We start from the raw sequence: 14,503 nt of genomic DNA on the forward strand, positions 1-14,503 counted from the left end.
AAATGACCGAAACAGTCCGTCTTACGATGGCACAGGCGCTCGTGCGCTACCTGTGCAATCAGTTCACAGAGATCGACGGAGAGCGTGTGCCGCTCTTTGCGGGGGTGTTCGGAATCTTTGGGCACGGCAACGTCACCTGCCTGTCGGAGGCGCTGGAACGGGTGCAGGACGATCTGCCCACATGGCGCGGACAGAACGAACAAAGCATGGCTTTGGCGGCGATCGGATACGGCAAAGCCAAGCTGCGCCGCCAAATCATGATCGCCACGTCGTCTGTCGGGCCGGGTGCCACGAACATGATCACCGCCGCAGGCGTCGCTCATGCGAATCGTATTCCGGTTTTGCTGCTGGCAGGCGACACCTTCGTGAATCGTCTGCCTGACCCGGTGCTTCAGCAGGTCGAGCACTACGGCTCGCCCTCAATCACCGTCAATGACGGGTTCAAGCCGGTGTCCCGCTACTGGGACCGCATTGTTCATCCCGCACAGATCCTGCAATCCCTGCCGAACGCGATCCGCACAATGCTGGACCCAGCCGATTGCGGGCCCGCCTTCATCGGCCTGCCGCAGGACATTCAGGAAGTCGCCTATGACTATCCTGTCAGCTTCTTCACCGAGAAGACATGGACGATCCCGCGTCCGCGTCCCTCGCGCGATGAGGTGGCACAAGCGGCAGAGCTAATGAAGACCGCGAAGAAACCTTTCCTGATCTCGGGCGGTGGCGTGCGCTACTCGGGCGCGGGCGAAGCACTGGCCGAGTTCGCAACCCGCCGGGGCATCCCCTTTACAGAGACGATCGCGGGCAAGGGGGCAGTTGTGCATGATCACCCGGCCTATGTCGGCGCCATGGGCATCGAAGGCACCGAAGCTGCGCGCGAGCTCGCTGAGGCGGCCGATGTCGTGATTGCCGTGGGAACCCGGATGCAGGACTTCACGACCGGCTCCTGGACGACGTTTGCCAAGGACGCGAAATTCATCAACATCAACGCGGCGCGCTTCGACGCTTCGAAACATTTCGCTCAGCCGGTTGTGGGTGACGCCCTCGAATGCCTGACTGAACTTGACGCGGCGCTTGGCGACTGGACAGCCGACCCGACCCAGATGCAAATGGCACAGCAGCTCTACGCAGACTGGAACGCTTTCCTCGATGCGGGCCAGGCCCCGTCGAACGCCCCGGTGCCCTCCTATGCGCAGGTGATCGCCGTCGTGAACAAGGCCGCGCGCGAGGCCGATACGATGGTGACCGCGGCAGGCGGCCTGCCCGGCGAAACCGCTAAGAACTGGCGTGTAAAAGCTCCCAACACCTACGATCTGGAGTTCGGCTTCTCCTGCATGGGCTACGAAATCGCCGGCGGCTGGGGCCACGCCATGGCCAAGACCGACAAGGATGGCAACCAGAATGGTGTGCCGATCGTGATGGTCGGCGATGGGTCCTACATGCTGATGAACTCGGACATCTATTCGACCGTTCTGAGCGGCCACAAGATGATCGTCGTGGTCTGCGACAATGGCGGGTTCGGGGTCATCAACAGGTTGCAAACCGGTATGGGCATCCCGGGCTTCAACAACCTGCTCAAGGACTCGCGCGTTCAGAACAGGGACAAACCGCTTCACGTCGATTTCGCGGCACATGCCCGCGCGATGGGGGCCGAGGCGCGCCACTGCGATAGCCTTGCCGATCTGGAGGCGGCGATGGAATGGGCGCAAACGACTGACCGCACAACCGTGCTGGTGATCGAGTCCGATGCCCACGCCTGGACCGATGGCGGCGCGGATTGGTATGTCGGCGTGCCCGAGATCAACGACCGCGAGACCGTGCGCGCGGCCCGCGCCCGTCAAGAAGCGCTCCGCCAAAAGCAGCGGGAGGGCGTCTGATGCCCAAGGCCAAACTCGGCATCGCCCCCATCGCGTGGTGGAATGATGATCTGGAAGAACTGTCGGACGATGTCAGTCTTGACGAATGCCTGCGCCAGGCGGCCGAGGCAGGACTGACCGGCATGGAGACCGGGCGACGGTTTCCGATGAACATGGAAGAGCTTGGTCCGATCCTGGATCGGCACGGCATCTCTGTCTGCGGTGGCTGGTTCTCAGGCATGCTGCTGGATGGAGACATTGAGGCCGAGAAAGACCGCATCGCCGAACAGCACGCGTTTTTCAAAGCGGCGGGCGCGCCCTGCATCGTCTACGGCGAGGTGGCGCGGTCCGTTCAGGGCGAACGGCATACGCCATTGGCGCAGAAACCTGTCATTTCCGAAGCCGAAATGGCTGCTTACGGGCGCAAGATCAGCGATTTCGCTGACTGGTGCGCGGCGGAAGGTATGCATATCGCCTACCACCACCACATGGCAGCTGTCGTGGAAACCGAGGCCGAACTGGACCTTCTCATGAAGCACTCCAGCGTGCCGCTCCTCTTCGATGCAGGCCACATGGCCTTCGCTGGGGGGGACAATTTCCGGGTGATCGAGAACCACCACGCGCGCATCACTCATGTGCATACGAAAGACATTCGGCGAAATGTGGTCGACGGTCTGGACCGCACGAAGGAAAGCTTCCTCGACGCTGTCATCAAGGGCGCTTTCACCGTACCTGGCGACGGCTCGCTCGATTTCGAGGCCATTGTCATGGCACTGGCCGACAAGGGCTATGAGGGCTGGTTTGTCATCGAGGCCGAACAGGATCCGAAAGCCAACCCACCGCTCGACATGGCCATCAAGGGCCGCGCGGAATTGAAGCGCGTTATGGACGCAGCAGGATACGAGGTAACAACATGAACCGTATTGATGGAAAAATCGCCGTGGTGACCGGCGGCACGCAAGGGCTTGGGGCCGCAATCGCGCGCCGTCTGGCGGAAGCCGGAGCGGCAGGCATAGTGACTTGCGGGCGCGGCGCCGAGAAGGGCGAAGCCGTCGCCGCGTCCATCAAGGCCGATACCGGCTGCAAGGTCGTCTTCCAGAAGGCCGATCTTGGCAAGGTCGCGGACTGCAAGGCGGTGACGGATCGCGCCGACATGGAGTTCGGGCGTGTCGATATTCTGGTCAACGCCGCGGGCATCACCGACCGGGGCGACATCCTGCGCACGGACGAGGCGCTGTTCGACAAGATGTTTGCCGTCAACACGCGGGGGCCGTTCTTCCTGATGCAGGGAGCCATCGCGATCATGATCCGCGAGGGCATCGAGGGGGCTATCGTCAACATCGGCTCGACATCCGCTCTCGCGGGCCAACCCTTCATCTCGACCTACTGCGCGTCGAAGGAAGCCCTCGCAACCTTTACTCGCAACACCGCATTCGCCGTCATGCGGAACCGCATCCGCGTGAACCAGCTCAATATCGGGTGGATGGCCTCTGAAGGAGAGGACAAAACTCAGAGGGAATATCACGGAGCCGATGAGAACTGGCTGGAAAAAGTCGCGGCCGAGCAACCCTTCGGTAGACTGCTCGACCCCGCCGAAGTGGCCAAGGCGGTCAATTATCTTGCCTCGGACGATGCTGGCATGATGACCGGGTCCGTGATTAATTTCGACCAATCGGTTTGGGGTGCCTATCAATTCGCACCGCCCGTGCCCGAACGGGCGATGTCGCTTGAAGCGCAATACGGCTGAAGCCGACAGCGCCCGTTTCAAGGCCACCAGGCCACAAGGGCAAGACCGTCATGTGCATCATATGGCGGTCTTTCGTGGCTTCGTTTTGGGCAAAAGCGCGCAGGCACGTAAACGTGTCCGGGCTCGGTCACGGCGATCGACAACAAATGGTTCCGAGTTGCGCCTCAGGGCGCACTGACGACCGGAATAAGCGGTCCTTTCTTCGCACCGTCATCGGTCTGGCGTGCCGCCAATCCGAGCATCAGAGCCTGGGCAAGACAGATCGGCGCAGCCAGGGAGCGCGAGAAAGCCTGCTCTCGCTCCGGCACCTCGAATAGTACATCGGCCGACTTGGCGAGCGGCGAAAGCGTCGAGTCCGAGATCGCGATAATCGGGATGCCCCGTGCGGCCACCTCTTCCGCCGTGTTCACGACTTCCTTGGCATAGTACCGGAAGGACACCGCTAGAAGCACGTCGTTCTTGCCTATTACCTTGCCCATATGTGTTGCCAGACCACCTGCGGCGTCGATGAGCACAGCGCGCCGCCCCAACATCGTCAGGATGTATCGCAACAATAGGACGACAGGCTCGGACCGCAACTGCCCGATCAAGTAGATACAGTTGGCCGCCTCCAGAAGATCGATTGCGCGCTCGAGATCCTTTTCGTCGATGTCGGAGACAAGCTGTTCGAGCGAGGCCAGATCGTTTGCCACGAGGTCTACAAGGTGCCCTTTCGCGCCGCTCTCGCCCGTCTCGGCCAATCGCGCTTTCATCTGCTCTGCGCGCGTCTCAAACCCCGGCGCGGCTGTGTTCAAGCGCTGGCGGAAGATCCCCTGAAGCTCCTTGAAACCCTTGTACCCAAAGTGCTGAGCAAACCGGACGAAGCTTGACGGATGCACCCCCTGCCGTTCGGCAATGGAGTTGACGGAATTCATCGCCACATCATTGGGGTTCTGCGTCAGATATACGGCAATCTGCTGGTTGGTTTTGCTCAGATCATCGTACTGGGCGTGGATCTCCGTGATGAGCGCTTCGAAACTCTCAGGTTGTCTTGCTCGTGTCGTCTGCATTCGATCCGTCTCCAGGCCCTCAATATGACAATTGCAGCGCATTTATTGTGCAATTTTTATTGCATAGACGCAAGCGCTCGTTCAGGTTCTCACTGCGTATTGAAGCCAAGGAACCGATGTCGCAGAGCCTTCTTTTCCGCATGGGATAATTCTAAGCAATACAGACACGTCAACTCCGAAAAGACAGCATGCGGCTAGAGCGGCGCCATACCGCGACACCGTGCGATATCGCACAATCGCAGCATTTACCTGTGTTCCACAAGACGCCCCTCATCCGGTTGAAATAAATCCGAAATCGTCACCATGCATCATGAGAACACGGCAGATTGACCGCTACTATGCTCCGTCATAGTTGTTTGCAGGGTGATTTGCACCTATCGGTATAAGTAATTGATACTGTATAGAAAAATGATCCTTAAATTCACGCCACTCCGCAAGCCACGAACATTAATTTGGTTTCCGGAGGGATTTGGTTGCGGGGGCTCGCAACTCACGATTTCTGCAGTTGGTGGAGAGCGTGGTTACGCAGCTTGCGGCTTAGAACTGGCAGGCGCGGCGTGAAAAGGTGCTGGTTATGCGATCTCAGCTTTCTCGCCTGAAGAAGAACCCGCGTATACGCCCTGTGCACAAGATCGGCTCGTGCGCAACGTCTGACCACTTGAGTTTCGACCCGTTCGTCCAAGGGTCCTGGCCTGACCTGCTTGCGTAATACCGATCGGAAGTGGCGCATTCGTCGCATCCTCAAGTCTATCGATGGACGTGTCGAGCCGTCCCTGCGATGTTCGCTTCCATGGTGTCCGGCTCCTCTGAATTGGCTGAAAAGGGAACACCGTACGTCGCTTCCCAATGCGCCCATCCCGTGACTGCCCCGGCACCCCGCACACAGCAGTCACCTTGAACCCGGGCAGGGCACCTCGACCTAGATGGATCAAGAAAGCCTCGCGCGATCGCTGCTGCCCGTAGCTTCGTCGTCAACGGCAACCGCGCGGGGCGACGGGTTGACCTTTGCATCCCCGTCAAGAACCACCGTTCGCAGGCCTAGGAGACTCAGGAGGGAAGTAAGAGTTGCCCCAACGGGTCCAAGGCCGATAGCCGCGACATCCCAGGTCATGTCCGCCGGGTCATGCACCCAACACGTTCTGTTCGATAGCCCCCATCACCGAATTGCCTTCAAAATCAAAAAGCTCGATCCGCACCACATCGCCCGGCTGCATGAAGGCAAGTTTGGCCTCGCCCGTCTGAATGGTTTCCATTGCACGATATTCACCAATACAGCCCGCGCCAATGGACCAGTCATCGTCAGCTGCTTCGTTCGACACAGTCCCAAGGCCAATGATGGTACCGGGTTCGAAAGGACGCGTCTGCGCCACATGCGCGATGGCGTCGCCATAGTGGAACGGGCTGTCGATCCCGGTATGGATGTTGCCGATCTGCTGGCCCCGCAAATGCACATGCATCTTTCCGGAGACCATCTTGCCATCCCATAGATCGCCGAGTTCGTCGGGCGTCACCACGATGGGCCCCAGAAAACTCGCGGGTTTTGACGTCAGGAAGCCGAAGGTGCGCTTCAGTTCGGGCGCCACGATGCGCCGCAAACTGGTGTCCTGCAGCAAGCAGAACAACCGGATATATTGCGTGGCCTCGTCCGGCGTGACGCCCTGCGGCACATCACCGGTGATCGCGGCGATCTCGGCCTCGAAGTCGATCATGTCTTCGACTTTCTGGCCTGTGATCGGATCGTTCCAGGCCCCGAATCCATGCGAGATACCCTGATAGATCAGCGGGGCCTGCATGATATCAGAAGGCAATGTATCGCCGCGTGCCTCGCGGTTGCGCCGGATGTGACAGACATAGCAGGCGCCATCGAGATATTGATAGGCTCTGGGCAAGGGGGCGGCAAGCATGCCCATATCCAGATCGAATGCGCCCGGCTGCTGTCCGGCATTCAGGGCATCTGACACGGTTTCCAACCTTGGCGCGAGATGCGTCCAATCGTCGAGCAGGGCCTGCATCGTCGGGGCGATGTCTGTGACACGTACGGCGGATTTGAGATTCTTGGAAACGACGATCAAAGCGCCGTCGCGACCGGATTTCAAAGAAGCGAGTTTCATGGATAGTGCCTTGGGTTGGATCAATGATGTTCGATTTGGGCGCAAGTGCCGTGGGCACGCCTTTGCCGCCGCTCAGTCAGGTGCCCGGAACGTCCGTTCCAGCCCGTCCCAGCAATCGGGATAGCTTGCGTCGATCGTATCGAGATTTGCGGCATAGTCCGTTGGATCAAGGATGTATCGCGTCTCGAACATGAAGGCCATCGTGCCGGCGAGCTTCTCGGGCTCCAGCACTTTCGTCGATCCACGGGCAAACGCCTCGGTGTCGGGTCCATGGGCGACAAGCGCATTGTGCAGGCTCATACCGCCCGGTACGAAACCTCCGGGTTTGGCGTCGTAGACCCCGTAAATCAGGCCCATGAATTCACTCATGACATTCATATGGTACCAGGGCGGGCGGAAGCTGTCCTCCATGACAAGCCAACGCTCGGGAAAGATGACAAAATCAACATTGGCCGTTCCGGGAATATCGGACGGGGCAGAGAGCACGGTGAAGATTGACGGATCGGGGTGGTCGAACAGCGTCGCGCCGACCGGAGAAAAACGGCGCAGATCGTATTTGTAGGGCGCATAGTTCCCATGCCAAGCCACCACGTCTAGCGGACTTTGCTCAAGCGTCGTGCGGAACAGCCGCCCCTGCGCCTTTAGGTAAAGTGTGCAGGTTTCCCGGATATCCTCATAGGCCGCGGCCGGATAAAGAAAGTCGCGGGCATTCGCCAGGCAATTTGCGCCGATCGGCCCCCGCTCCGGCAGGGTTAATGCCACACCGTAATTTTCGCAGACATAGCCGCGGATCGGGCCATCCACCAGATCGACCTTGAACTTGATACCACGCGGGATCACAACGATATCGCCCGGAGCGGCAACAATGATGCCCATTTCGGTGACAAGTTTCATCGTGTTGTGCTGCGGCACGATGAGCAATTCGCCATCCGCATTGTGAAAGTATTTTCGGCCCATCGATGCATTGGCGACAAAGACGTGAGCGGCCAGACCAGTTTGCGCAGCTGCGTTGCCGCAGGTAGCAACCGTCCGCAATCCCATCAGGAAATCGACAGAGCCATCTTCCGGAATATCAATCGGTTGCCATCGTAATTGCTGTGCAGGCAAGTTACTTTCTCGGCAAGGTCCGGTGCGGATCAGCCCGCGGTCCACCTCTTGAAACCCGGTGCCATGTTTGACCGAGGGCAGGATGCGATAGAGCCAGGACCGCTTGTTGTCGGCGCGCGGCGCGGTGAAGGCTGTGCCGCTCAACTGCTCGGCATAAAGACCAAGTGGCGGCTGCTGCGGTGAATTTCGGCCGATTGGCAGCGCCCCGGATGCCGCTTGCGTCGAATGCGTGTTGCCAAACCCTGGAAGGTAACCGAAATCCGGGTCCGCATTCTTCACCTGGCCACCAGAAAAAATGTGTTCCTGTAGTGTCATCTGATCACGTCCTCCGCTTTTCGGCGAATATACCGCCAAGGTCGCAAGAGCAGACATGCCGATTTGACACAAAGGCATCAAATTTGTTTATGTCCAGCATCCATCTCAGGAAGATGTGAAAAAGGATCCGCGATTGACCCAGTTCAGATTGTTGTTTCAGTTTCTGGCTATATCGCGGCTTGGATCCATTTCAGCTGCTGCGCGCGAACTTGGTGTGACCCAGCCCGCCCTGTCGCGAAGCGTCAAACAATTGGAGGACACTTTGAATGTCCGCCTGCTGGACCGCCGAGCGAAGGGCGTCGTTCTGACTGCCGAAGGGCTTATTCTGGCGCGCCGGGTCAAGCTGATGGACATTGAGTACCAGCACGCGCTCTCAGAGATTTCAGATCACCACCAAGGCATCAAAGGCCGGCTTCGGCTGGCTGCCGGGCCATCGTGGATCGTCCATTTTCTGCCCAATATCCTTGCGGATTTCTCAGACCGCTACCCGGACGTGCTTGTCACGCTCACCCACGGGCCGTTTTCGACCCAGCTTGATGCCTTGCTGAACGGTGATTGCGATGCGATCTGTGGGACCTTGGACTTTCCCGACCATCCGGAAATCCACAAAGAACACGTGTTTGACGCCCGCTACACGGTCTATGCGCGTGCGGGGCATCCCCTGACCCTGCACCATGCCAGCCCGGATGACCTGAACAGCTATCCATGGATTCTATTGGCCGATGATCCGATAAGTTCGTCTTGGGTCGGGTCCTATTTTGCGGCCCATCGGCTCGAACCGCCAAGGATTGCCATCGAGACGACGACATTGGGCTGCATATCCTTGCTGCGACAATCGGATTGTCTGACGATCTTTGAAGCCAAGGCAGAGACTTCCATGCAGGCATTCGGTTTGCAGCGCATCGAACATGACGGAACATTCTGGAATTTCCCAGCCGGTGTTGCCCGCCGTCGCTCTGCGAGAGCCAGCGCCGCCTATCGCGCGTTCCGGGAAATGATACGTTCGCATCTTGAAAGCCCCCATCAATAGGCCGGCCCGGTCTTACTTTGACTCCGGTGCGTCGTTCCACCAGGCAGGACCGCGGGGCGGGGTCTTTACGACTTTGGCTGGCGGGTCCACGGCAAGTCAGCTAAATTGACATGAAAGACACGGGGAAATTTCAAGCCTTCCCTATCTGCTATTCAAAGGTACGAAAATTTGGGAAATTCGGAAAGGAAACCGACTGGCATACAGTCGGTTGAGGTAGCTGGCACCCTGTTGAAGGCATTCGTGGACTTGCCTGGTCCCGCATCACTGACACAACTGTCCGGTCATTCCCGCATTACGCCAACAAAGGCCCGGAGATATCTGGTCAGTTTGATCCGCGCAGGCCTCGTCTCACAGAGTCAGGAAACAGGTCGATACGAACTTGGCCCGCTGGCGCTGAGTATTGGCCTCACCGCGCTTGGCCAGTTTGATGTCATGCGTCACGCGAGCCAAAGACTGACGTCGATCCGCGAACAGACCGGAGAGACAACGTTTCTCAGTGTCAAGAGCGTCTCGGGTGCCAGTATCATCGAGTTCAGGGAGAGCAACGGTCCGATCGCCCTGACTGCGCGCGTCGGGGCGACACTGCCGTTTTTGACAACCGCAACGGGTTGGACGTTCGTCAGCTTTGATCCGGATGTCGAAGCGGAGATGATAAATGAGTGGACCGGGACCGAAGACCGTGCGCCACTTACCGAGGTCTTGCGCGGGCATGACTCCATTGCCGCACGGGCGGCCAGTATCCGCGACTTGGGTTACGTTCACCTCGAAGGAGTTTTTCAGGTTGGAACCTGCGCCATAAGCGCCCCGGTTTTCGACCTTCGGAACCGACTGATCGCATCGCTGACGGTTGTGCTGCCGCGGGAACGGGCTACTTCCGAACGCATTTCTGAAATCGGCACCATTCTCGGCAATTCCGGAAAACTGGGCTCGGCGAGCGAACATGTCACGGTGGGCCGTGATCCTGACGTCTCCTCGGCCTAACGTGGCTCCGGTTTTTCGGACGGGTCTGCAGTGTTGCCAAAGCGTTTCGTGAAATATTGAAACACATCCATCCCCGATGCCCTGCAATGCTGCACGTTCTTGGGAGATTGTAAAAAAGACATGTATCGGTTCAAAGGCAGGACGCTGTAACTGGAGCAGCTTCTGCCGGATAGATATTTCAGCACAGTGTATCCGGCGCAACCGCGACCGGCTTTCCGCGCAAAAGCCGTATATTTCGCAACACGAGATTGTTCCAGATCAGGCGAGGTAATCCGCGAAGAAAGTCGGACATGGAACCCTTTCCGCCGGCGCGAAGTATCTTCAGACTTACGGAGGGCCGGACCGGCTTGAACCAGGCTTTCAGATTGACAGACTTGCCGCTCTTCAAGAGACTCAACGCACGTCCCGTGACCGCGGGGTTGTTCCAATCTGACGCATAAACCAAGCAGCCATTGCGATTCACTATAAAGACCGAGTTGGGATAACCGCCATAAGCCTGGTGCGCGGTTCCTTCTATGTCATCAACAAAAACCCGACGCTTTTCGCTATCTGCGGCAAGTTGCGCAGCGCAACTGTGCTTGTCTTGCGCCGAGCCGTGGGCAGGGATGTCCTGCCCCGGATGCGCCTCGCGAACATAAAGAACGGCAAAGCTGACATCCGGGTGCATGTCGTGCAGCGCGCCCATAGTGCTGCGGCGACCCTGAAACAACGGACAGGTCAGGCTACCCATCTCCAGTACCAGGAATGCACCTGCGAAATCCAGAAGACGGGCTTGCCCGCCATCGACCAGCGCCAAAGAAAAATCAGGCGCTGATGTGCCTGGCAAAGGTCCGCGAAAGTTGGAAAGATCATAGCCCTTGGCACTGAATTGGCTATAGTTATACATCTGCTGTCTCTCCGATTTCAGCGAGGTTTTCAGAGATTTTTCGTAGTACGTGGATACTCGTTTCGATGTCAGAAGCGGTAAGCCCGACCAAGGATTGCTGGACGATCCGCTGAGCGATTTTGGCCAGATCGCCAAACATCTTGGCACCAGCATCTGTCATCTGGATATCAACGATCCGGCGATCCCGACGCGTCCGGCTACGCTCGACCAGTGCCTTGCTCTCCAGCCGGTCAATCAGGCGAGATACGGTTGTCGGGTCACGCAAAGTCAGTCGCGACAAAGCGACGGGCGTCATTTGCTGATGCTTGTTCAGGATCAGCAAGATGGCCCATTCCTCGGAGGTGACCTGATAACCTCTGGTGGTGAAGGCAACCTCCAACTGTTTTCGCAGCTGAAAGCTGAGGTGATTCACCCAGTAGTGAGGTAATTTCACATAGTCCATAAATTGCTATATACAATAATTGTATCATACAGTCAACTTCGTCCTGTGCGCTCGGCCGGCAACCGCGGAGGCCCCCAAAGCTATTGGGGGTTCACCCCCAGTAGTTTCATCGCGTTTTCCTTGAGTATCAGCGGTCTGACTTCGTCCCGGAAGTTCGCCTTCTCAAAGGCGTTCAACCACTTTTCGGGCGCGATCATGGGCCAGTCAGACCCAAAAAGCATCTTTTCTCGCAAAAGAGTATTTGCATAGCGCACAAGAATTTCTGGAAAATACTTGGGAGACCAGCCCGACAAATCAATGTAGACATTTGGCTTGTGCTGAGCTACGGACAAAGCCTCTTCCTGCCAGGGAAAGGAAGGGTGCGCCAGGATTATGGGCATGTCTGGAAAATCGACGGCAACATCATCCATGTACATCGGATTTGAATATTTCAGACGCATGCCATTTCCTCCGGGCATTCCGGATCCGACACCCGTTTGACCAGTGTGAAACAACGCAGGTTTTCCGGTTTCTGCTATCGCCTCGTAAAGCGGATAGGCCACACGGTCGTTTGGGTAGAACCCCTGCATGGTCGGGTGAAACTTGAACCCCTGAATACCATGATTTGCGACCAGATCGCGCGCCTCTCGTGCGCCCTTTTTTCCCTTTGCAGGGTCGACCGAGGCAAATGGGATCAAGATATCGCTGTTCTTCGAACAAATATCTGCGACCTGATAATTGTCATAGCGAGTGTATCCGGTCTCGCGTTCCGCATCGACTGGGAAAATGACAGCCGCAACATTTTGCTCACGATAGTGTGCAGCAGTCTGCTCAATGGTCGGAGGATGGCTCCACGGCGCATTAAAATACGACGCCATCGCGGCGTGCAGATCGTCCAGCCCATCGTCCGTGTGGCAACCACATGGCTCTTCAGCATGGGTGTGAAAATCTATCGCCCGTATCTTTTGAAAATCAATCATGCCGATATCCTCCTGTGCGGTAGAAAGACTTGCCTGATCCTTGCAGGAAGTTGCTTTGCTCAGACCAGGAAAACCGCCGGATCACTGTTGTCATAGAGCCTGTCGAGAAGCGACGCGCGCCTTTGCAGGATATTGCGCACGTTCAGTGTGCCTTTGTCGGTGATTTCCTTGCCTGCCACACTCGGCGGTTCTTCCAGGAGAATGGCGCGTGTTACGGTTTTTGCCGAACCGGAGGTCGCTGCATTCAAGGCGCGCAAACGGGATGTGATTTCGGCAGCCAGCACGGGGTCGATCACCGCGCCCTGCACTTTCTCGGCATTCTGAGCGGAGCCTTCCTGCAGGAAGATCATCAAACCCACTTCGGAACGGTCGTGTCCGCAAATCACGATGTCACGGACCAGCGCCCCCAGTTCCTTGATGAGGTTGAGGCGCAGCGTTCCGGCCTGCACCCACGTTCCGGTTTCAAGCTTGAAATCCTCGCCGATCCGACCGTCAAACATCAAACCCTGCAAGGGATCCGCGGGATCGACAAACCGGACAGCGTCCCCGGTCACGAAGTAGCCTTCTTCATCGAAGGACTGTTTGGTCTTGGCCGGTTCATCATAGTATCCAAGTGTGATGTTGGGGCCCTTGACGCGGATTTCAAACCTGTTTGCCTCAAGGGGAACAAGCTTTGCTTCGACACCGGGCATCGGAACGCCGATGACGCCGGAGCGCCCGATCGGCTCATGGACCATAAGGCACGCGGGCGCGGTCTCGGTAAGGCCATAGCCCGCATTCATCAACGGCAACCCGCCTTTTACGTCGATGCAGATCCGCTCAAGCTCTTCCCAGACGTTCTGCGGCAATGAAGCCCCGGAATAGGTAATCAGGTCCACATCCTCGAAGACTTGTCTGCGAAGGTCGGCGTCGCCCGAGAGTGCGGAAATCAACATGGAAAATCCAACCGGCACATTGAATGCCAGTGTTCCCGGCCGGTCTATCCAGTTCCGAAGCGAGGTCTTGAACTGCTTCGCGGTCGGTTTGCCTTTATCGATCGTGAAACTTCCGCCATTGGCCAGGGTCATGTTGACGTTGTGACTTCCGCCAAAAACATGGTTCCAGGGTAGCCAGTCCGTCAGTCGGGGCGGTTTTTCCGTCAAGAACGGAAAGACCGTCGACAGCTGCGCCTGGTTGGCACAAAGCATGCGATGCGTTGTCAGAACACCTTTTGGGTCTGCGCTGGAGCCAGACGTAAAGAGGATCTTGGCCAGCGTATCAGGCCCGACGGCTTTATGCGCAGCATCCACATCTGCCGCTTCGTCCCCCCGCAGCAAGTCCTGAAAGGACGTCACGGAGTTTGGTACCTGCCCCCGGACAGAAACAATTTCAACGTCTTCCAGCGCCGGCAATGCAAGAGCCGATGCGTAAAGCGTTGCATCATCGACAAAGGCCATCTTCGGACGGACCTTGTTCAGCACATAGGTCAGACGATCCCTTGCTTCGGGCAGAAGCGAATATTGCTCGGCAAGCGGGACAACCGGAATGCCGACATATTGGCCTGCCAGCGACAGGAGCAAATGATCGATCCCGTTGCCTGACAATATTGCGATCGTGTCAGAGCTGCCCAGCCCCTTGCCAAGCAAAGACGCCGCTATGGCACGCACCTGACGATGCAACTCCCCATAGGTCAGGTCTCGCCAGGCTTCCTCATCCAAAGCTCTTTCGGAGAACGCTATTCTGTCCGGGGCACTTTTGGCCCAATTGTCCAGCCAAACGCCGGTGCTGCTCGCATAGTCGGGCAAAGCGTAATCGCTCATCAGCAAGATCGAGCCATCCGGCCGCGCCACCTTTGTGACACGGTGCGGAAGGTACTTCGTCGTTGTCAGTTTTTTTGCCCATTCGGCGCGCTCGACATGACCAAGAGGTGCATTCGATGGATCGGCTTCATACATTGAGTGTCTCACAATCTGGAATTTCAATTCGGGCAGGGCGGCAGTGATATTGCCTCGGCGCGTCGATCAGATTTGTGGATCTGAACGGC

Annotated in this window: 13 protein-coding genes; 5 read left to right on the plus strand and 8 right to left on the minus strand. The window is 57.7% G+C overall.

Features of this window, described 5'->3' with window-relative positions; all coding sequences use genetic code 11:
* The first annotated feature begins 2 nt into the window (after positions 1-2).
* The 3 genes from iolD to ACMVPR_RS15435 are packed head-to-tail and all read left to right on the plus strand — an operon-like array spanning position 3 to position 3,600.
* Complete coding sequence (gene iolD, locus ACMVPR_RS15425; protein WP_416883597.1) at positions 3-1,874, plus strand: 3D-(3,5/4)-trihydroxycyclohexane-1,2-dione acylhydrolase (decyclizing); 1,872 nt, start codon at positions 3-5, stop codon at positions 1,872-1,874.
* Complete coding sequence (gene iolE, locus ACMVPR_RS15430) at positions 1,874-2,770, plus strand: myo-inosose-2 dehydratase (RefSeq protein ID WP_416883598.1); 897 nt, start codon at positions 1,874-1,876, stop codon at positions 2,768-2,770. Before iolD ends, iolE begins: the two co-directional genes overlap by 1 nt.
* Positions 2,767-3,600: an SDR family oxidoreductase gene (locus ACMVPR_RS15435; RefSeq protein WP_300586852.1), complete on the plus strand. Its 834-nt coding sequence runs from the start codon at positions 2,767-2,769 to the stop codon at positions 3,598-3,600. Before iolE ends, ACMVPR_RS15435 begins: the two co-directional genes overlap by 4 nt.
* 164 nt (positions 3,601-3,764) lie before the next feature.
* Here the strand turns inward: ACMVPR_RS15435 and ACMVPR_RS15440 are convergent, their stop codons facing one another.
* The 4 genes from ACMVPR_RS15440 to hmgA form a co-directional block, all read right to left on the minus strand.
* Entirely contained in the window at positions 3,765-4,649 is an 885-nt protein-coding gene (locus ACMVPR_RS15440; RefSeq protein WP_416883599.1) for a MurR/RpiR family transcriptional regulator, read from the minus strand.
* A 928-nt stretch (positions 4,650-5,577) separates the two neighbouring features.
* A complete protein-coding gene (locus tag ACMVPR_RS15445) occupies positions 5,578-5,760 on the minus strand; it encodes an FAD-dependent monooxygenase (protein ID WP_416883600.1) in 183 nt (60 codons plus the stop codon).
* 10 nt (positions 5,761-5,770) lie between these two features.
* A complete protein-coding gene (locus ACMVPR_RS15450; RefSeq protein WP_416883601.1) occupies positions 5,771-6,760 on the minus strand; it encodes a fumarylacetoacetate hydrolase family protein in 990 nt (329 codons plus the stop codon).
* A gap of 72 nt (positions 6,761-6,832) precedes the next feature.
* Positions 6,833-8,182, minus strand: coding sequence for a homogentisate 1,2-dioxygenase (hmgA, locus tag ACMVPR_RS15455; RefSeq protein ID WP_416883602.1), 1,350 nt, complete (start codon positions 8,180-8,182; stop codon positions 6,833-6,835).
* 133 nt (positions 8,183-8,315) lie between these two features.
* On the opposite strand from hmgA, the gene ACMVPR_RS15460 reads away from it, so the two are divergent.
* Positions 8,316-9,212, plus strand: a complete 897-nt coding sequence (locus ACMVPR_RS15460; protein WP_416883603.1) for a LysR family transcriptional regulator — start codon at positions 8,316-8,318, stop codon at positions 9,210-9,212.
* A gap of 168 nt (positions 9,213-9,380) precedes the next feature.
* Entirely contained in the window at positions 9,381-10,193 is an 813-nt protein-coding gene (locus tag ACMVPR_RS15465) for an IclR family transcriptional regulator (RefSeq protein WP_416883604.1), read from the plus strand.
* Positions 10,194-10,371: 178 nt separating this feature from the next.
* Here the strand turns inward: ACMVPR_RS15465 and ACMVPR_RS15470 are convergent, their stop codons facing one another.
* The 4 genes from ACMVPR_RS15470 to ACMVPR_RS15485 all read right to left on the minus strand — a co-directional run bounded on the left by ACMVPR_RS15470 (position 10,372) and on the right by ACMVPR_RS15485 (position 14,414).
* A complete protein-coding gene (locus ACMVPR_RS15470; protein WP_416884668.1) occupies positions 10,372-11,151 on the minus strand; it encodes a deiodinase-like protein in 780 nt (259 codons plus the stop codon).
* Positions 11,072-11,521, minus strand: a complete 450-nt coding sequence (locus ACMVPR_RS15475; protein ID WP_416883605.1) for a MarR family winged helix-turn-helix transcriptional regulator — start codon at positions 11,519-11,521, stop codon at positions 11,072-11,074. Before ACMVPR_RS15475 ends, ACMVPR_RS15470 begins: the two co-directional genes overlap by 80 nt.
* Before the next feature lie 80 nt (positions 11,522-11,601).
* Positions 11,602-12,480 (minus strand): amidohydrolase family protein, encoded by an 879-nt coding sequence (locus ACMVPR_RS15480; RefSeq protein ID WP_416883606.1) that lies wholly within the window; start codon positions 12,478-12,480, stop codon positions 11,602-11,604.
* Positions 12,481-12,539: 59 nt separating this feature from the next.
* Complete coding sequence (locus tag ACMVPR_RS15485; protein ID WP_416883607.1) at positions 12,540-14,414, minus strand: feruloyl-CoA synthase; 1,875 nt, start codon at positions 14,412-14,414, stop codon at positions 12,540-12,542.
* Between the last annotated feature and the right edge of the window lie 89 nt (positions 14,415-14,503).

The organism is Marivita sp. (assembly GCF_048006345.1).
GTDB lineage: Bacteria > Pseudomonadota > Alphaproteobacteria > Rhodobacterales > Rhodobacteraceae > Marivita.